The following is a 19582-nucleotide window of genomic DNA, read 5'->3' on the forward strand; positions in this document are numbered from 1 at the left end:
ATATTGCGGTTTATTTACTTGGCTACGGGCACGATGCTCGCCGGCAGCGGCATACCGCAGCCGCGCGCCTTGGCGCGTATGAAAAGCATTTCGGCGATCACCACGTCCTGTAGTGCCGAGCCCACCGATTTGTAGACGACGATGTCGTCGTTGGACTGGCGCGGTATTGCCTGGCCCGAGACGAGCGCGGCGAGCGAGGTCAGTTTCCCGGCGAGCGGTACGCCTGCGCGTGCCGCGGCGATGCCGTCGCCGGTGTCGTGCGCGACTTCGTCGGGCATGTCGGCCACGACGCACGCGGCCCGCGCGATCGTCTCTTCATCGAGCTCGCGCTGCTCGGGCAACGTGGAGCCGAGAGAGACCACCGTCGAGCCGGCCCGCAGCCACGCGGCGCGCAGCACGGGTGACTCGTCGCGGCTGCGCGCCGCGCAAATCACGACATCGGCATCCTGCACGGCCGCTTCGGCGCTGATTGCCGCGGAGATCTCCACATGGGGCGCGAACGCGTCGGCAAAGCGCTCGCGGCTGGCCTGCGTCGGGCTGAACACGCGCACTGCTTCTATCTCGCGCACGGCGATCAGGCATTCGAGTGCGCCGCGTGCCTCGAATCCGGAGCCGATCACCGCAACCCGCAAGGGTTGTCGCGGGGCCAGCCGGTCGATGGCGAGCGTAGCAGTGGCGGCGGTGCGCAGTCCCGTCACGCGGTTACCGTCGATGAGCGCACTGAGCGCCATTGTTTCCCGATCGAAAAGCGAGATCAGATAGGCGGCACGGCGCGCGCGTGGGGAGGCCGCAATGAGCTTGCAGCCCATGTGCCCTCCGACGGGCGAGACGGCGCTCAGGCTGCGCAGCCAGATACCGTCGCCGCGTGCCATCGAGCGTGGAGGAACCATCGCATCGGACGGGCAGGCGCGGTAGGCATCGGCAAGCGCGGCGACGGCTGAGGGCCAGTCGGCCAGCGATGCGACGTCGGCATCGCTCAGAAAGCGTGTGGGCGCCGGGGCGCCGGTGGGTCGGGTGGCGGACATGGTGCTGGTAGTGACGTTGATGGCCAACGCACTATAGGCAGCACCCTCGATGGCGTGTACTGCTCAGCCTCGAAAGCAGCTATGCATCGGATCGATGGCTCGCACCGACCGCGAGGCCCGCGCCGTGCAGCCGTTCGATCAACTGGCGCACTTCGCGCGTTGCGCGCGTATGCGGGCGCTGCGGCGATTCGGCAAGCACGACGAAGCGCTCGAGCACGGGCCCGACGATGCGCGCCGATGCCAGCCGCGCATCGAGCCGGCCTGGCGAGACCGACGCGATGGCATAGCCGCCGCCTGCGGCGACGATCTCGTGCTGCAGCCGCACCGAATCCACCTCCACGGCAACCTGGAGCGTCAGCGCGTGCTCCCGGGCCAGGCGATCGAGGCGCCCGCGCAGCGGATGCGGCCGCGCGGGAACGACGAGCGGCACACCGGATAGCCGGCGCAGCGCAACGTCCTTGCCTTCGACCATCTCGTCCCCGCTACGTCCGACCAGATGCAGCGGTACCTTGGCGAGTACGCGAGCGTCCCGGATGCTCGCCTTGTCCTCGCGCAGCACCATGGCCATGTCGAGGCGGCCTTGCCGCAAATGCTCGTCGAGCAGCGCGCTCGCGCCTTCGACGAGATGGAGCCGCACGCCGGGCAGCGCGTTTCGTACCGCGGCGAAAATCGGCCCGGCGAACTGATCGACCGCGGAGGGAAGCAGCCCGACAAGTACCTCGCCGGCGGGCTGGCCACGGGCGTTGCGGATATCGTCCGCAAGCGCCTGCGCTTTCGCGGCGAGATCGGACACGCGCGGGAGGACATATTCGCCGAAGTCCGTGAGTACGACGCCGCGGCCCGTACGCCGGAAAAGGCGCTCCTTGCATTGCTGCTCGAGCAGGGCGATGTTGCGGCTGACGAGCGACTGAGGCATGTCGAGCGCCGCGGCTGCCTTGCTGAGGCTGCCCAACGCGGCCACGCGCACGAACACGAGCCAACGTTGATCGACGATGGCAGGCGTATCGCGGGCGGCATGCACGTCGACCTTGACGTTCGCGGGCACACGGTCTTTGCGTACACGCGGCTGCTCCTCGGCGGACGGGGCATGTACGTTCGATGGCGTTCGATCCTTGCCCTCCTCGCGAACGAGCCGCATGCACGCTTCGATGACGGCGGCCGGCGGGTGTGCGCTGCCGCGCTCGTATCGGCTGATGGACGATTGCTCGATGCCCAGCAATGCGGCGAACGCTTTCTGGCTGCGGCCGCTGCGTGCCTGTCGGATGAGCTCGGCGATGGTGGCGGTGCTCATGATTCGATGGATCGATGGCGATGCATGTCGTGCATAGAGATGGAAATGGACTGACTGAACCGCGGCGTCGAACCAGGCAAGGCCCGTCGCGGGCGTGCAGCCGCTGGTGCTCAATCGGCCGACGCGCGATCCATGGCGGCAACAGCCTCTTTGAGCAGGCCGCGCATCCATGCGAGCCCCGGATCGCTCGTTCGATGCTTGTGCCACTGAACGGCTTGCCGCATTTGCGGCATTGCAAGCGGCAGCGGGCGGATCGTGACGGGCAAGGTACGGGCGGCCTGCCGGGCGAGCCGCACGTGCATCGTCGCTACGCGATGCGTACCGACCACGAGGTGCGCGGGCGACAGAAAACTGAACGTGCTCGCCTCGACCTGCCGCTTGATGCCGAGACGCTGCATGAACCAGTCTTCGAGCGCGATGCCGTCGCCGGGCTGCACGACCACGTGGCCCGCCGTCATATAGCGCTCTTCCGTCATCTCGCCGCTGGCGAGACGGCCCTCGTTCCACAGGACGCAGCAGAACGCCTCTTCGAACAACTGCTCCGACGGGTGCTCGGGCGAGCAGTAGTCCTTCGGAATGATCAGCAGATCGGCCTCGCCGCGCTCGAGCACGCGTTGCGGCTGCGTGGCCTGAGGCCGCAACTCGAAGCGCACCCCGGGCGCCTGCGCGTACGCGAGTTGGAGCACGTGTGGCATGAGCGTCATCATCGTATAGTCGGATACGAGCATGCGGAAGAGCCGGTTTGCTTGAGAGGGAACGAACAGCGGCCGAGCGGCGACCGTTGCATCCACGCGTACGAGGATATCGCGCACCGCATCTTTCAATCCCTGCGCGCGCGAGGTCAACTCCATCTTGCGGCCGACCTGCACCAGCAATTCATCGCCGAAGTATTCGCGCAGCCGTGCGAGCGCATTGCTCATGGCGGATTGGCTCAGATGGATTTTTTCGGCTGCCCGGCTGATGCTTTCTTCAGTCAAAAGTGCATCGAGTGCCACGAGCAGATTCAGATCGAGCTTGTTGAAGCGCATGCGCGCTGTCTCCGTTCAATGTCTTTTTTCCCGTGCCGTTGGCAATGCCTCGGCGCGTAGGCCGGCATCAGGGTTTTTCCCGAAAGTATTCAGGGCGCCAATACAGCGGATGGATGCAATCCATTTGAGCCATCCGTGAGCGCATCTTAATCTAAAGCCCATCTCGAGACGATCCGATCGGATCCTCGCATCGGGATGCCCTGCCACGGTGCTTGCGTCGCTCCTGCGAGCGCGCTGCATCGCTGAACGACAAGACAGATGCCCGCGCGAAACGAATGAGCGCCGGCCAAGAGGAGACAAGAGTGGGTAAAGGATTCCGTGCGGTTGCCGCCGCCGGTTGCGCGTTATGCGCAGCGGCGGGCGTTGAAAATGTCTGGGCTTTCGAGGGTGGGGTTTCTCCTTATCCGGCAGGCGCGGTGGGGACGAATATCGCCGAGATGCCGCCCATTCCGGGGTTGTTCGCTTTGGAGCAATTCAATTACAGCTTTTCCAATGGGCTATACGGCAACAACGGCGAGAAGTTGCCGATTCCTTTTCGCACCTCGGCGTTTTCGGCAACCACGCGCCTGCTCGCCTCGTATCCTTTCACCGTGCTCGGCGCGCACGTGTATACACAACTCGTGCTGCCGGTCGTATCGCTGCACACGAACGTCATGGGCCGGCGCAACACGCAGAACGGCCTTTCGAACATCACGCTGTCCCCAGTCATCATGAGCTGGAAACTGGCGCAGAACCTGACCTTTACCTCCGGGTTCGACATTGCGTTCGAATCCGGTTCGTACAGTCCGGCGAAGGCGAGCGTGGCCGTGGGGTACACCTCGTTTCAACCCGTCGTTTCGCTGCGCTACAACGCGCCGAACGGGCTCGACCTGGGCACGGCCAATCGCGTGATGGTCAACCGCGAAAACGGCGAGACGGGTTATCGATCCGGTACCGGATACGTCGGCGAGTTCGAGGCCGGATGGAATTTCGGCAAATGGAAGCTCGGCGTGGTCGGCGCCTACATGAATCAGTTCACCGACGACAAGCTCAACGGCGTGACGATCGCCGGCAACCGCGCGAAGACACTCGCGCTCGGGCCTTCGATCGTCTACGACGGCGGCGCCTACAACGTCAACCTCAATTACCAGCACGGCCTGTACGCGGCCAATACGTCGAAGAGCAACGCTATCTGGCTGAACGTGGCAATCCCGTTGTGGGCACACGTTCCGCACGGCGCGAGTCATTGAAATACCTGAGAGGAATCGAATGTTTCGTTACTTCCCCACGAATTACGTCTGGAATCTGTCCGTCGATCTGGCGATCGAAATGGGCGCGCGTATCGGCGAAATCGAGGCCATGTGCGCACCGCTTCAGGAGGCGGCCAAACAGCCGGATGCCGAAGGCACCCGCGCATTCAGGCAGGTCTGGTCCGCCATGGCCGATCGCCTGTGCGATCTCGCGCAGGAAGACGAAGCGAACGGCCGGATGCTCTCCGCCGGCGAAAAGCTCAAGCGTGCCTCGATCTACCTCATCACATGCGAGCGGCTGCAATCGCATGACGCGCCGGCGCGCATCGATCTCTATCGCCGCTCGCTCGATACGTTTTCGCGCGGCGTCGCCCTGCTCGGCGAAAACTGCGAACGCGTGACGATTCCATACGGGGAAGGGCACCTGTCGGGCCTGCTCGTCAAAGCGAAGGGCGAGGGCACGCGCCATCCGTTGCTCGTGCAACTGAATGGGCTCGATTCCACCAAGGAAATGAAATACCTCGTCGGTTTGCCGGGATGGCTCGCGCAACGCGGGGTGTCGTCGCTGATCGTCGATCAGCCCGGCACCGGCGAGGCGCTGCGGCTAGCTGGCATGCCGGCGGCCTACAACACGGAGGTCTGGGCCAGCAGAATCGTCGACTGGCTCGAGACGCGCGACGACGTCGATCCGCGCCGCATCGGCCTCGAAGGCGTTTCGCTCGGCGGCTATTACTGTCCGCGCGCGGTGGCGTTCGAGCCGCGCTTTGCGTGCGGCGTGGTGTGGGGCGCCAACCACGACTGGCGCGACGTGCAGAAAAAGCGCCTGCAGCGCGAGGGCAACTTCCCCGTTCCGCATTATTGGAATCATGTCTGCTGGGTCTGGGGCGCGAAGGACATCGACGATTTCATGCGCATCGCCGAAGACGTGCATCTCGACGGCGTACTCGATCGGATCAAGGTACCGTTTCTCGTCACACATGGCGAGAAGGATTCGCAGATCCCCGTTTCCTGGGCGCATCGCACCTATGAACAACTCGTCAACAGCCCGAAGCGCGAACTGAAGATCTTCACGGAGCGCGAGGGCGGCGTTCAACACTCGAGCTTCGACAACTCGATCAACGCAGGCCACTACATCGCCGATTGGGTGGCCGAAACCCTGGGTGGGCGCACGGCGCTCTGATCTCCGATCATTTCTTCACAGATATTCGAACTCATGAACATCATCGGACCCGATGCACTCGTCTTCGGCGTGGACGACGTGGCAAGCTGCAATCAGTACCTTCGCGACTACGGCCTCGTACCCGTGCGCGCGGACGCGACGGGCGGGCGCTTCGAAGCGCTGGACGGCACGGCGATCGAAATCCGGCGCGCGGATGACCCGGCGCTCCCGCCCTCGATCGGCACGGCGAGCATGCTGCGCAAGACGATCTATGGCGTGACCGATTCCGCCACCCTGGATGCCATCGCGGCGGAACTGCACCGGGACCGCGAAGTGCGCAGGCTCCCCGACGGGGCGATCGAGTCGGTCGACGATATGGGCTTCGCGCTCGGCTTTCAGGTCACGGCGAGGCGCTCGCTCGAACTGCCGGCGGAGCCTGTCAATGCTCCGGGCGCGCCGGCGCAACGCGGGCCGAACGTGGTCGGAGTGGCGGACGATGCCGATCTCACGCCGCGAACGCTTTCGCATGTCGTCTATTTCGTGCCCGATGCGCAAAAGGCCGAGGCATTCTACGTGGAGCGCCTGGGCTTTCGCTGCACCGACCGCTTTACCGGCGTGGGGCCATTCCTTCGCCCGGCCGGCACGCTCGATCACCACACGCTCTTCATGATCGAGACGCCGCCGTTCATGAAGGGATGCGAGCACTTCACCTTTCATATGAGCGGACCGACCGCGGTGATGCAGGCCGGATCGCGTTTCGTCGCGAAGGGATACCAGTCGTTCTGGGGCCCCGGCCGCCACCGGTTCGGATCGAACTGGTTCTGGTATTTCAACAGCCCGCTCGGCTGCCATGTCGAATACGACGCGGATATGGACCTGCACGACGATAACTGGTTGGCGCGGGTGGCCCCGATGGGCGCGGATACGTCGCAACTGTTTCTCTTTCAACACCGCGAGAACTGGGCACCAGGCGGGCCGCGAGCGGCATTGGCCGACCCGGTCCGGTCGTAACGGCGCGGGGTGCAGCGATGCAGGTAGCGCATTTGCCGATTCGGCTCGCGAGGCTGGACGAACTCGCGGATCCGGGGTCGCGCGGCTTCGATCCCGCCGGCCGCGGACGCGACACGTTGTTAATCGTCCGTCGCGGCGACGACGTATTCGCGTACCTCGATGCGTGCCCGCATTACGGCAATACGCCGATGGCATGGCGCAAGGACGCCTACCTGAACGGCGACGGCACGCGCATCGTTTGTCACGCGCACGGGGCGCAGTTCGATATCGCGACCGGGGTATGCCTCTCGGGGCCATGCCTCGGTCAGCGGCTGACGCCGCTCGAAACGACGGTGGCGGACAACGGCGACATCTGCGTCTTCATGGGCGAGGCGCAGGCGCGCGTATGACGCGGCGCCGCTGCGGCCGCAAGAGGCCGGCCCGCAGCGCGATGCGAACACATTCAAAACAAGATGCCTGTCCGCGCGAGGCGCGGGCGGCATGAATCAGGAGACTGGTATGACTTCCGTTCGGCATGTTCTCATCGTCGGGGGCGGCTTTTCCGGCATGGCCGCCGCTATTCAATGCGCGAAGCAGGGAATACGCGTCGATCTCGTCGAGATCGACGAGAAGTGGCGCGCCTATGGCGCGGGCATCAGCATCGGCGGTCCGACGCTGCGCGCGCTGAAAACGGTGGGCGTGCTCGATGCCGTGCTGGCGCGCGGCTATTGCGGCGATGGCGTCGATCTCTTCACCTGGAGCGGCACCCCGCTCGGGCAGTTGCCCACGCCTCGCGTGGCAGGGCCGGAAGTGCCGGGTGGCGGCGCCATCATGCGCCCGGTGCTGGCCGAGATCCTTTCGCAAGCGACGCGTGCGGCGGGCGTGAACGTGAGGCTCGGCTGCAGTTTCTCGCGTTTCGAGCCGCACGCGACGGGGGTGGACGTGACGCTCAGCGATGGCTCGCAAGCCACCTACGACCTCGTCATCGGTGCGGACGGTCTTTATTCGACCGTGCGGCAGGCCGTGTTTCCCGGCGCACCGCTGCCGCGCTACACGGGGCAGGGCGTGTGGCGTGCCGTCGTGCCGCGGCCGGCGGACATCATCCGCGCGACGATGTGGATGGGCCACAAGGTCAAGGCCGGCGTCAATCCGGTATCGCGCGACGAGATGTACGTCTTCGTCACCGAGGACCGTCCGGTCAACGACCGCGTCGATCCGCAGCAATGGCCGGAAATGCTGCGCGCGCTGCTCGAGCCGTTCACCGCGCCGCTCGTCCAATCGGTGCGTGCCGGGATCGGCGCGCATTCGAAGGTCATTTATCGCCCGCTCGAAAGCCTGTTGCTGCCGCAGCCATGGTTCGCGGGCCGCGTAGTGCTGATCGGCGATGCCGTGCATGCGACAACGCCGCACATGGCCGCCGGCGCCGGCATCGGCATAGAAGACGGGATCGTGCTCGCCGAGGAGCTGGGCCGCGCGGCGACGCTCGATGCGGCGTTGGCTGCCTTCCAGGCGCGCCGATGGGACCGATGCCGCCTCGTCGTCGAAAACTCCGGGCGGCTTGGCGAGATCGAGGTGTGCGGCGGCGACAAGGCCGAGCACTCGCAAATCATGCGCGAGACGCACATGAGCCTGGCGCAACCGATCTGAGCCCGCGGAGGCCCTCATGGAACAGAACGTCATCGCAACCGGCGCGCGGTTGCCGGTCGGACAGGCAGCCGTCGGGCGCTACAGCGTGGCCGGCGTGCTGGCCTTGCTCGTCGCGCATTGCGCTGGCATGGTCGATCTCGTCGCGCTGCCCGTCTGGGTCGGCACGCTGATCGGCGACTATCGCCTCGATCCGCAACAGGCCGGCACATTGGCCACTTTGTTTCTGACCGGCGCCGTGGCCAGCAGCGTGCTGCTTTCGCCGCGCCTGAACCGTCTCGAGGCGCGGCTCGTGTCCTCGGCCGGGTTTGCCATCGCGGCGGGAGCGTTCTTTCTCGCGTCGACTATCGACGGCTATGTGCCGATGGCGGCGCTCCACCTCGTTGCCGGGCTTGCCGTCGGCGGCAGTCTCAGCGTCACGCACGGAACGATCGGCCGCAGCCGCAATCCGCATCGCCTGTTCGCGATCGCGGGCCTGTCGCTCGGCTGTTTCGCCATCGCGTTTCTCGGCAGTACGCCCGGGCTCATCGCGTCCCGCGGCGGCCGCGTGCTCTTCCTCGTATTCGCCGGCGTCATGACGGTGGCCGCGGTTACCACGGCGGTGGCCTTTCCGAAGACGCACACGCGAAACGATGGTGCGGCGAACGCAGAAGCGCCGCTTTCGCGCGCGGTCTGGTGCGGCATGATCGGCGTGGCCTGCATGGGGCTGACACAGGCAATGGTGTTTTCGTTCCTGCAGCGCATCGGCCTCGACCGAGGCTTCGGCCTGCCGGCCGTCACGGGTGTGCTTATCGCACTGGGTCTCGTGAACCTGTTGCCGGCGCCGCTGGCGGGGTTGCTCGAAGCGCGCGTGCCTGGCGTTCGCGTCGTGCAATGCGGCGCGCTCGCGCAGGCCGCCGTTGCCGTCACGATCGCACAGAGCGCGACATTCGCGCCTTACGCCGCATCGGCGTCGGTCTTCGCGGCTGTGATGATTTTCACGCACACGTTCGCATTCGGCATGCTGGCGCGCCTCGACCACACCGGCCGCGCCGTCGCGGCCACGCCGGCGATGCTGATGACGGGCGCCGCCATCGGCCCGATTCTCGGCGGCACGCTCGTCAAGCACTTCGGGTACGGCAGCCTCGGCGCCGCCGCGACGGCGATCGCCGTCATCGCGATCTTCTGCTTTTCGAAACTCGCGGATCGTCCGCGCCCTACTCTTTCCGGGAGCCCTTCCGAATGAAGCCCAAGCGTCGCTTCGTCGATCTTTCGATCTACCTCGAAAACGACGTTCTGTCCGATCCGCCGCCGCTGGCACCGAAAATCACGTACCAAAAGCATGCCGACACAGTGGGCGAATTCATGACGATGCTGCCCGGAACGAAGCCTGAGGATTTTCCGGACGGCGAGGCGGCGGCGGCCGAATGGGTCACGTTGACGACCCATAGCGGCACCCATCTCGACGCGCCATGGCACTTTCATTCGACGATGGATGCAAGCCTCGGCGGCCCGAAGGCTTCGATCACCATCGACGAGGTTCCGCTCGAATGGTGTTTTCAACCGGGCGTGAAGCTCGACTTCCGGCATTTGCCGGACGGCTACGTCGCAACGGCGGCCGATGTGGAAACCGAGCTGGCCCGCATCGGTCACGTGCTGCAGCCGCTCGACATCGTCGTGGTGAACACGCGCGCGGGTTCGCGCTACGGTCAGGGCGATTACGTCAATGCAGGCTGTGGCATGGGCTATGAAGCCACGATGTATCTGCTCGAGCGTGGCGTGCGCCTTACGGGCACCGACGCATGGAGCTGGGATGCGCCGTTCTCCTATACGGCGAAGAAGATCGCGGAGACGGGCGACGCGTCGCTCATCTGGGAAGGCCATAAAGCGGGCCGCGACATCGGCTACTGTCATCTGGAAAAGCTGCACAACCTCGAGGCCCTGCCGCCGCACGGCTTCACGATCAGTTGCTTTCCGCACAAGATCCGCGGCGCATCGGCAGGTTGGACGCGGGCTGTCGCCATCTTCGAGGCCGGCGAAGGCGGTGCACGATGACGCCGATCCGTCGCATCGTCACGGGCCACGACGGGAGCGGGCGGGCCATCGTCGTGTCCGATGGTCCGCTTCGCACCGTCGTCGAGATCGCGGCTATTCCGGGCACGACGTTTCACGAAGTGTGGTCGACCGCGGACAGTCCGGCTCGAGTGGACAACGGAGCGGATCCGACGGCCGGGCCGCTGATGCTGCCGCCGCCGGCACGAGGCACGCGCTTTCGTTTCGTCGATATTCCACCGGACACGCAAGAGTTTCTCGCGCGCGGCGCGGCGAAGATGCGCGACGCATTCAGCCAGACCGGCGACGCAACCGTTTCGACCGTGCGCGAAGGTTCCCCGCATCCGCTCATGCATCGCACGGAATCGATCGACTACGGCGTCGTGGTCGAGGGTGAAATGACGCTGATCCTCGACACTGGCGAAGTGGAGCTCGCACAAGGAGACGTGGTGATCCAACGCGGCACCAATCACGCCTGGGCCAATCGATCAGGGCGTAGCTGCCGGATGCTGTTCGTGCTCGTCGACGGCCGTTACGATCCCTCGATCGCTGCCGCGCTCGAATTGCACAGGGGGGAGGGACGATGAAATTAGCTACGCTTCGCGGCGCCCGCGACGGCACGCTGCTGATCGTATCGAGAGACCTTCGCCGCGCGGTGAAGGCGCAGGGCATTGCCGAGACGCTGCTCGACGCGCTCGAGCGATGGGACGAGGCGGCGCCGCGGTTGGCGCAGCGCTACGAGGAACTCAATGACGGCCTCGCAGCGGGGGCCTTCCCATTCGATGCCACCGCATGCGCGGCGCCGCTGCCGCGCAGCCCGCAGTGGTGCGACGGTTCGGCGTTTCTGAACCATGGCCGCCTGATGGAGCGCGCGTTCAACACGCCGCCGATTCCCGAGTTCGACACGGTGCCCGTCATGTATCAGGGGGCGAGCGACGACTTTCTGGGGCCGACCGACGATGTAGCGCTGCCCGACGAGCGCGACGGCATCGATTTCGAGGGCGAGTTTGGCGTCGTGGTTGGCGCGGTGCCGATGGGCGTGTCGGGGCGCGATGCGCTGGCGCACGTTCGCCTTCTCGTGCAGATCAACGATTGGAGCCTGCGCGGCTACGGTCCGCGTGAGATGAAGACCGGATTCGGGTTCCTGCAGGCCAAGCCTTCGACGAGCTTCGCACCCGTGGCCGTGACGCCCGATGAACTGGGCGGGAACTGGCAGGGTGGCCGCGTGAATCTGCGGCTGCTCGTGGAGTGGAACGAACAGTGGTTCGGGCACCCGAGCGGTGCCGAGATGAACTTCGATTTCGGCACGCTCATCGCGCATGCGGCGCGCACGCGCCGATTGTCGGCGGGCACCGTCATCGGCTCCGGCACCGTATCGAATGCGGACCGCGCGGCGGGCTCCGCCTGCATCGCCGAGCGGCGCGTGATCGAGATCATCGACGCCGGTGCGGCGTCCACGCCCTTCATGCGATTCGGCGACCGGGTGCGGATGACGGCGCTGGACGAGCGCGGGAATTTGCCGTTCGGCACGATCGATCAGCGCGTCGTGCCCGCGGTGGCCCGCCGGACAGGGAGCGGATCGTGAGAGTGCTCGTGACCGGAGCCGGCGGGTTCGTCGGCTCGGCATTGGTGCGGCGGTTATTGGACGACGGCATCGATGCGCCCGGCGACGTTTCCGAGCTATTGCTCGTCGACCAGCGCTTCGATGCCGTGCCCGGTGACGAGCGGGTGGTGGAAGTGCCGGGAGACTTCGGTGCCGCTGCCGTTCTCGATGCCTCGCTCGCCGCGCCCGTCGACATCGCATTCCATCTCGCGAGCGTGCCCGGGGCCCAGGCCGAGGCCGACCCGGTGCTTGGGGCGCGCGTGAATCTTTACGGAACCATGGCGCTTTTGGAGCGGCTCGCCGACCAGTCGGCAGGCGGCGGCCCGGTGCCGCGCGTCGTGTTCGCGAGTAGCGTGGCCGTCTACGGCACGTCGCTGCAGGCGCCGCTCGCCGACGATGCGCCCACGCAGCCGGTGACGAGCTACGGCACGCACAAACTCGTGGCCGAGCAACTGCTCGCCGATTGGACGCGCCGGCGCCAACTGGACGGCCGATCGCTGCGCCTGCCCGGTATCGTCGCTCGCCCGGGTATTTCCGCGGGACATGGCTCCGCGTTCATGAGCGCCATCTTTCGCGCGGCGGAAATCGGCAACCGCTACACGTGCCCCGTCTCGCCTTCGGCAACGGCATGGTGGATGTCGCGCGCCTGTTGCGTCGACAACCTGCTTCATGCCGCGCGGCTCGTGCCCGAGCGGTTGCCCGCAAAGCGCGTGTGGACGGTGCCGACGCTGCACCTCGCGGTACGAACCGTGGTCGATGCACTGACGCGTCGATTCGGCGACGTGCGGATCGATTTTGCCCCGGTGGAGGACATCGAACGGCTGTTCGGCCGCCAGCCGCCCTGGCTCGGCGAGGAGGCACGGGCAGCCGGCTTCACCGACGACGGCAGCGTCGATCTCCTGGTCGAGCGTGCGCTCATGCGCTGATGGCCGAAGAGCCGTTCCCGCTCCAGTGGGCGACGAGGAGCCCTCGACGGGGCCGTATGATTCGCGCTGTCTGCGCGCAAAAGTCTTGCTGTCTATCTCCGGGGCTAAGAAAAACCTTACAAGAAATTAAGCTTCGTATGACTGCGGGTGCCGGATAGTATGACCGTTAGCAAGACGGCATTACCGGCATTCTGGAGAAGGCATGAATCGAACCCGGCGCGTCGGCGCCACGGGCCACTCAACGTCGGCCGAACCCCGGGCGGAGATCCTGCTGTGCGATCTGTCGGTACCGGTCATCCTCTATGACGCTGCCGGGCGCCGGCGCGGCATGAATGCCGCTGCTTCGGCAATGACGGCCGGGGTGTCCCCCACGGGCGAGGCGGAAAGCGACGACGCGGCGCTTTTGCACGCGAGCGCGCTGCGGCTGTTGCGTGCTGCGATTCGCAAAGTGGCGACCGAGGGCGTGCCTCGGGCACTCGAGCTCACGTATGACGCGCGCCCGAACGAGCCACCTCGGCTTTACTCGGTTCAGCTTTCGCCCGACCGCATGCGCGATGACGCGCCCGGCGTCATCGCCGTTTTTATCGACGTGACGCAAGCGCGGCGAATCGAAAGAAACCTGCGCAGGACGCTCGACTTTTCCGAAGGCCTGATCGCGGCGATTCATGACCTGTTGTTCGAGGTCGATCGCGACGGCCGGTATCTGAGTATCTGGGCCAAGAATCCGGAATTGCTGGCGGTCCCGAAAGAGATGTTGCTCGGCAAGACCGTGAACGAGGTCATGCCTGCCGCGCAGGCGCGCGCTGCGATGGACGCGATCGCCGAAGCCGAAAGGGCGGGCATCTCGCACGGTCTGACGCTCGTCCTCGATTTGCCGGACGGCAGCCGCCGATGGTTCGAGCACTCGCTCGCGAAGAAGCCGGGGGATACGCCTGCCACCGATACGTTCCTGGTTCTCTCCCGCGACATCACGCATCGCGTGCAGTACGACGCGGTCACGAAGGAAAACGCCGAGATCGCCGCGCGGCTGTGCAAGCTTGCGGACGTCGGGCCGGGCGTCATCGGCGACTACCTGCTGTCGCCGGATGGGCGCGTGACGATGCCCTCGGCCTCCAAGCGTCTCGAAGAGATCACGGGCTGGTGTGCCGAAGCGATGCGCCGCGATGCAAGCGCTGCACTGGACACGATTCATCCGGACGACTTCGAGCGGCACGTGGCGTCGATTCAGGTGTCCGCGCGCGAGTTGAGCGCATGGCACAACGAGTTTCGCGTCCGACACCCCGAAAAGGGCTACGTTTGGATCGAAGGCCGATCGATACCCGAACGCGAGCCCGATGGCAGCATTCGCTGGTATGGTTTTCTGCACGACGTTACCGAGCGCAAGCACGCGGAACAGTTGCGTAGCACAAGCGAGCAGCAACTGCGCACGCTCGCCGAAAACATGCCGATTGTGATCGTCCGCTTCGACCGCGACGGCCGGTGTGTCTACGCTTCGCCGCTCATGGAGCGCCTTGCCGGTGTGGCGGCGCGCGATCTGCTGGGACAAACGCCGGTCGAGTGCCCGCTGATGCCGCAGCCGGTCAACGAGCAGTTGTGGGACGGCCTGACGGCCGCGCTGTCGGAAGGCCGGACGACCGAGCTCGAATACGAGTTTCTCGATGCCGACCGGCGCGGCTGGCTGGCGGTGCGGGTCGTGCCTGAACGCGACACACAAGGCCAGGTGGTGGGCGCCTTCGCGATCGGCTCGGACGTGACCGAGCGCAAGCAGATGGAGCATGCGCTGCGCGCACTGGCGAACCGGCGGCAGGCGGACCTCGAGGAGGAACGACGGCGGATCGCGCATGAATTGCACGACGAGCTGGGGCAGCAATTGGTGGCCCTCAGAATGTCGGTAAAGCTGCTGGGTCTGCGCGCGCGCAACAAGGAGCCCGTGGTGCTCGACGCCACGCGCGAGATGCTGGCGCTGGTGGACACGCTGATCCAGAGCACGCGCGACGTATCGGCGTCGCTGCGGCCGACGGTGCTCGACATGGGGCTCGCGCCCGCGCTCGAATGGCTGACTTCGAGGCTGTCGCAGCACACTGGCATACGGTGCGTCCTGCGCGTCGCATCGGGCGATGTCGAGATGACGGAGGAGCAGACCGTAGCGATCTTTCGCATCGCGCAGGAGTCGCTGACCAACGCTACACGACACGGGCGCGCTTCGCATGTGGAGGTAATGTTTCGCGTCGAAGAGGATGCGTTCGTCATCGAGGTGGGCGACAACGGCATCGGATTCGACGCCGAAAGCATGCATGCGCCCGATTCGTTCGGTCTCACAGGCATACGCGAGCGGGCGCTGGCAGTCGGAGGTTACGCCACGATCGTCAGCCGGCCGGGGCAGGGCACGGTGGTGCGGGCGCGGATTCCCGTCTGCCCTGTGCCATCGAAACGCCAGGGGCCGTGCCATTGCGATGGTCCACGCGCCGCAAGTGGGGAACAGCCGGGTTCCACGAAAGATTCATTACCGGACTGAAGGCTGCGCGCACGGCCGCGTCGATCCCATCAGTTTTAGGAGGGGGGGCAACAAATGATTGGCACAGCCAACGGTCGACGAATATATTCCACATCGATGCATCGCCGCTGATTCCTGGGAGGACGTCATGTGATCGCATGCACGGTCCCGGGAAAAGGAGACCGAAATGACCTTGTCGACGAGCGACGTGGATTTCCCGCTTCCCGCGATCCGTGAAGATGCAACGGCGCCCGCGCGTCCGGTGCTGCCGTCCTCATGGCAATGTACGGCGCTGCTGCATCCCTACAGCCCGCCGCCCAACGGTGACGCCCCCCCGAGCGTGCCGTTCTTTCAGCTTTGCGTGGCAACGATCGGTTATATCGAGGGTGTCGTGATGTCCGCACAGATCACGGGCGTCGGCGATGGAAGGACGTGGTGGTACAAGATCACGCCTGGGGGGACCAGGCTGTCGATCGACCGCGGGCGTACCTGGCGGAACGTCGACATGGGCTGGACGTTGCCCTCGACGAAGTGGCTGGCGGATGCCGCGGTCTGGTTCACGACGAGCAACATCAATTGGATGGCCGCACAGGAGGTCGATTGGTGGAAGCAGCCCGTGCCGAATTCGCGTGCCACCACCTGGATGTGGTTCAACAGTCAAGGCGAAAGCGCAGGTCTGCCGTTTCGAATGATGTACGGTGCGCCGCCCGCATCTCCGTATAAAGGCGATCCGCGGCAACTCGCCGTATTTCAGAACTTCTCGTTCATTTATTTTCCGTCGTTCCGGGCCACGGCCACGCCCGACGTCGATACCTGGTCGCCGCCCGATATTCCGGGATTCCAGTTCGGCAATCCGGAGAACTATAAGCTCGTTGTCTGGAATGAGCATTTTCAAATGTCGTCGCTCATGACGCCCATCGATTCGACGAGTTTCCCGCTGCCGACCTTCGTGCGTTATCAGTGGGCAGCGGACGATCGATACAAGGTGGTGACCGACCGAGCCCAATGTACGCAGATGTCGTATTCGTACAATCATCAGGCCGGCATCGACACCCAGGTCGCGCTGCTCTACGGTGTGGCACCGTCCGGTATCGATGCGCCGCCGTTTGCGGGCAACGGCTACATCTATAATTCGAAGGGTGGCGAAATCACGAAGTGCCAGAACATCGGGCTCGGTCAGCAGCCGCCGGACTGGGCACGGATTCCTGGTGTGAAAGGCACGATCCACGCTGTCGTCACCAATCATCCAACGCTTTGTCCGAACGAGGTCGTGACCATCATATCGGTACTGTTTCCACCTACCGCCGAGTATCCGCAGGGGCGATACCTCTGGACGTGGTACAGCCCGTTTCCCGGCTCTGACGGGACCCATAGCCGCCCCGTCACGTTCATGGAGTCGGCGGCCGAAATCGACGTCGGCACGAGCCTCGCGTTGGCCGACTATTTCGCGTACGGCGAGTTCTCGGGATCGATCAATCCGGCGGTTTTCGCGCTTCCTCTGCTCTGCAAGACGCAGCAGCCGCTGGCGCAAGCCCGCCGTCCGATCTCATAGGTGTGCGCCGCGATGCGGGTCATCCTCACCCTCGAATCGCGCAACCCTGACGGCACGAATACTCGACTCGGCTTCTCATTCCCGATATACGCAAGGTAGGGCCAGCAAACAGTGGGACAGGAATGGACCGCTCTGCGCGGGCGGCGGCCCCCGGCCGCCGATCTAATCGAGCGAGCGGCCTTGCTGCCGGCTCGGAGCGTTGCGCCTCGCTGGGATGCGTGTCGTGGCGCGTTTGCGCTCAATGGGGCCTGCCGCTCCGGCGATGACCGCTGCAAGCCGTTGCGCGGCCAACTTCATCTGCGCGTGACTGAACCCGCCGAAACCGAGGAAGAGCCCGGGCCTTGCCGTTCCCGGCGCGAACATGGGCGAGACCGCTCTCACGGACACCCCGGCCTCGCCAGCCAGCTCGGCGACCTTACGATCGTCGAGGCCGGGCGCCAGCCATAGGACGAGATGCATGCCCTGGTCTCCAGGCTCGACCCAGGCGACGTCCTTCGGAAGCAGAGCGTCAAGCGTTTCCATCAACCGCATCCGATGATCGGCATAGACGTAGCGAACCTTGCGCACGTGCCGTTCGAGGTGGCCTTCGGCGATGAAAGCCGCCAATACGTGTTGATCGGCGTTCGGCGGATGGCGGTCCATCAATACGCGCGCACCGACGAAGGCGTCGACGAGATCCTCGGGGACGATCGCATATCCAAGCCGCAGCGAGGGAAAAAGGATCTTGCTGAACGTGCCGAGATAGACCACGCGATCCGGCTGGAGGCCCTGCAGCGACGGGAACGGATAGCCTTGGTAGCGCAGCTCGCTGTCGTAGTCGTCCTCCACGATCCAGGCGTCGTTGCCGCGCGCCCAGGCGAGCAGCGCGCTGCGCCGGGCCATGCTCATCGGCATGCCGAGCGGGTATTGATGCGACGGGGTGACGAACGCTGCACGGGCGTGGGGTGCCATCGCGATGCCGGCGTTCACGTCGATGCCTTCGGCGTCCACCGGCACGCGGATGATCGCGTCGGGGTGGCCGCGCGTTTCGAAGATCGCCGTTACGCCGCGATAGGCCGGGTTCTCGATCCAGACCTGATCGCGCGGGCCGAGCAACACCTGAGACGAAAGGAAAAGCCCCTGCTGCGTGCCGCTGGTCACGATGATCTGACCTGGCTCGCAATGCACCGAACGCGATTTGCGCACATAGCTTGCAATCGCTTCGCGCAACGGCAGCGCGCCGAGCGGATCGGTATAGCCGGCTGGCGCGCCTGGCCCCTTGGAGCGGACGCGGTTGCCGAGCCGACGCCAGATATCCGCGGGCGCCGTCTGGCCGATGGGCACCGAGATGGCAAACGGAACCGGTGGGAGCGGCCGGAATGCCTGAGCGATCCGCGCGAACGCTGCCGCGGGCTCGGGCAGGGCGGTTCGGACTTTTTTCGGACGTGCCGCACGAGTGGCGCGCGGGCGGCGCGGCTCTGCAAGCGCTTGTGCCACTTGAGTCCCCGCGCCGCGCTTGGCTTCGAGGAAACCTTCGGCCATCAATTGCTCGTAGGCTTCGAGCACCGTCCCGCGTGCAACCTCCAGGGATGCCGCGAGCAGCCGCGTTGACGGCAAGGCATCGCCGGGCCGCAGATCGCCCTTCCGAACCGCTTCGCGCAGCGCGTCAGCCAGTTGTCGGCTCAATTGCCCGGCCTCCCGATTCAACGTGCCGATCGACGGAATTTCTGCGAGGCGGGCGGTTCTCGCCATGATTCTGGCCTTATGAAAACGATTGAAACTGGTTCTTCATGATAAGCCAGTTTGAATCCACAATACAGGCCGGATGAAGTACCGACCGATGACTTTCAACAGGGCGCCCGTTGGCGAACCGACATGTACATACCTGCCCATTTCAGCGAGTCCCGTACCGAGGTCCTGCACGCGCAAATCACGCAGCACCCGTTCGGCACGCTGATCACGCACGGAAAGAACGGGCTCGACGCGAACCATATCCCTTTCGAACTCGCGCCGGGAGAAGGAGAGCTTGGCGTGCTGCACGCGCACGTGGCGCGTGCCAATCCGGTATGGCAGGACGTGGCCGACGGCGACGAGGTGCTGGTCGTGTTCCGTGCCGGGGACGCCTATATTTCGCCGAACTGGTATCCGAGCAAGCACGAGTCCCACATGCAGGTGCCGACATGGAATTACGTCGTTGTCCATGCGTACGGACGTATCGCCATCCATGACGACGAGCGATACGTTCGCGGTATGGTCGGCCGGCTGACGCGCACGCACGAGGCGTCGCAGCCGCAGCCCTGGAAAATGGCCGATGCGCCGAAGGCGTTCATCGACGGCATGCTGAAGTCGATCGTCGGCCTGCGGATCGACATCACGCGGCTGGTGGGCAAGAGCAAGCTCGGCCAGAACAAGGACGTCCGCGATATCCTCGGGGCCGGGGAGGCGCTCAAGGCGAGCGGAGAGACGGGCATCGGCGATGCCATGCTCGCGCGGGCCGCGGAAAAGGCGCAATACGAGGAAAGCGGGAACGACGCGGCAAGCCGGGAAAACCGGGAAAACCGGGAAAGCGGCGAATAGCCCAACCGTGCCGGTGGCCGGCCCGGCGAGGCGGCAGCGAACTGGCCCTGGCGG

17 protein-coding genes are annotated in these 19582 nt (G+C 65.3%); 13 read left to right on the forward strand and 4 right to left on the reverse strand.

Annotated features, from left to right (window positions below):
- Positions 1-14 precede the first annotated feature (14 nt).
- The 3 genes from U0034_RS26580 to U0034_RS26590 form a co-directional block, all read right to left on the reverse strand.
- Positions 15-1025: an ornithine cyclodeaminase family protein gene (locus U0034_RS26580; protein WP_085228843.1), complete on the reverse strand. Its 1011-nt coding sequence runs from the start codon at positions 1023-1025 to the stop codon at positions 15-17.
- A 79-nt stretch (positions 1026-1104) separates the two neighbouring features.
- Positions 1105-2316: a LysR substrate-binding domain-containing protein gene (locus U0034_RS26585; protein ID WP_158243583.1), complete on the reverse strand. Its 1212-nt coding sequence runs from the start codon at positions 2314-2316 to the stop codon at positions 1105-1107.
- A 110-nt stretch (positions 2317-2426) separates the two neighbouring features.
- Positions 2427-3344, reverse strand: a complete 918-nt coding sequence (locus U0034_RS26590; RefSeq protein WP_085228844.1) for a LysR family transcriptional regulator — start codon at positions 3342-3344, stop codon at positions 2427-2429.
- Between the two features lie 275 nt (positions 3345-3619).
- On the opposite strand from U0034_RS26590, the gene U0034_RS26595 reads away from it, so the two are divergent.
- The 12 genes from U0034_RS26595 to U0034_RS26650 all read left to right on the forward strand — a co-directional run bounded on the left by U0034_RS26595 (position 3620) and on the right by U0034_RS26650 (position 16972).
- Positions 3620-4573 carry a SphA family protein gene (locus U0034_RS26595; protein ID WP_085228845.1) on the forward strand — a complete coding sequence of 318 codons (954 nt, stop codon included), beginning with the start codon at positions 3620-3622 and terminating at the stop codon, positions 4571-4573.
- A gap of 19 nt (positions 4574-4592) precedes the next feature.
- On the forward strand, positions 4593-5753 hold the full coding sequence (locus tag U0034_RS26600; protein ID WP_085228846.1) for an alpha/beta hydrolase family protein: 1161 nt from the start codon (positions 4593-4595) through the stop codon (positions 5751-5753).
- 33 nt (positions 5754-5786) lie between these two features.
- Complete coding sequence (locus U0034_RS26605; RefSeq protein ID WP_085228847.1) at positions 5787-6743, forward strand: VOC family protein; 957 nt, start codon at positions 5787-5789, stop codon at positions 6741-6743.
- 17 nt (positions 6744-6760) lie between these two features.
- On the forward strand, positions 6761-7132 hold the full coding sequence (locus U0034_RS26610) for a Rieske (2Fe-2S) protein (protein WP_085228848.1): 372 nt from the start codon (positions 6761-6763) through the stop codon (positions 7130-7132).
- A 109-nt stretch (positions 7133-7241) separates the two neighbouring features.
- The gene (locus U0034_RS26615; protein ID WP_085228911.1) at positions 7242-8369 is read left to right on the forward strand and encodes an FAD-dependent oxidoreductase; all 1128 of its coding nucleotides are present in this window, start codon (positions 7242-7244) and stop codon (positions 8367-8369) included.
- Positions 8370-8385: 16 nt separating this feature from the next.
- Positions 8386-9591 (forward strand): MFS transporter, encoded by a 1206-nt coding sequence (locus tag U0034_RS26620; RefSeq protein ID WP_085228849.1) that lies wholly within the window; start codon positions 8386-8388, stop codon positions 9589-9591.
- Positions 9588-10400, forward strand: coding sequence for a cyclase family protein (locus tag U0034_RS26625; protein WP_085228850.1), 813 nt, complete (start codon positions 9588-9590; stop codon positions 10398-10400). Before U0034_RS26620 ends, U0034_RS26625 begins: the two co-directional genes overlap by 4 nt.
- Positions 10397-10984, forward strand: coding sequence for a cupin domain-containing protein (locus U0034_RS26630; RefSeq protein WP_085228851.1), 588 nt, complete (start codon positions 10397-10399; stop codon positions 10982-10984). Before U0034_RS26625 ends, U0034_RS26630 begins: the two co-directional genes overlap by 4 nt.
- Positions 10981-11982 carry a fumarylacetoacetate hydrolase family protein gene (locus U0034_RS26635; protein WP_085228852.1) on the forward strand — a complete coding sequence of 334 codons (1002 nt, stop codon included), beginning with the start codon at positions 10981-10983 and terminating at the stop codon, positions 11980-11982. The genes U0034_RS26630 and U0034_RS26635 overlap by 4 nt, the downstream gene beginning before the upstream one ends.
- Positions 11979-12926 (forward strand): NAD-dependent epimerase/dehydratase family protein, encoded by a 948-nt coding sequence (locus U0034_RS26640; RefSeq protein WP_085228853.1) that lies wholly within the window; start codon positions 11979-11981, stop codon positions 12924-12926. The genes U0034_RS26635 and U0034_RS26640 overlap by 4 nt, the downstream gene beginning before the upstream one ends.
- 202 nt (positions 12927-13128) lie before the next feature.
- Complete coding sequence (locus tag U0034_RS26645; RefSeq protein WP_085228854.1) at positions 13129-15441, forward strand: PAS domain-containing sensor histidine kinase; 2313 nt, start codon at positions 13129-13131, stop codon at positions 15439-15441.
- A gap of 166 nt (positions 15442-15607) precedes the next feature.
- Positions 15608-16972, forward strand: coding sequence for a hypothetical protein (locus U0034_RS26650; RefSeq protein ID WP_085228855.1), 1365 nt, complete (start codon positions 15608-15610; stop codon positions 16970-16972).
- A 162-nt stretch (positions 16973-17134) separates the two neighbouring features.
- Here the strand turns inward: U0034_RS26650 and pdxR are convergent, their stop codons facing one another.
- Complete coding sequence (gene pdxR, locus U0034_RS26655) at positions 17135-18703, reverse strand: MocR-like pyridoxine biosynthesis transcription factor PdxR (RefSeq protein WP_085228856.1); 1569 nt, start codon at positions 18701-18703, stop codon at positions 17135-17137.
- Positions 18704-18826: 123 nt separating this feature from the next.
- Here pdxR and U0034_RS26660 point away from each other — a divergent pair, with 123 nt between their 5' ends.
- Entirely contained in the window at positions 18827-19528 is a 702-nt protein-coding gene (locus U0034_RS26660) for an FMN-binding negative transcriptional regulator (RefSeq protein ID WP_085228857.1), read from the forward strand.
- The last annotated feature ends 54 nt before the right edge of the window (positions 19529-19582 follow it).

Source organism: Trinickia caryophylli, assembly GCF_034424545.1.
Classification (GTDB): domain Bacteria; phylum Pseudomonadota; class Gammaproteobacteria; order Burkholderiales; family Burkholderiaceae; genus Trinickia; species Trinickia caryophylli.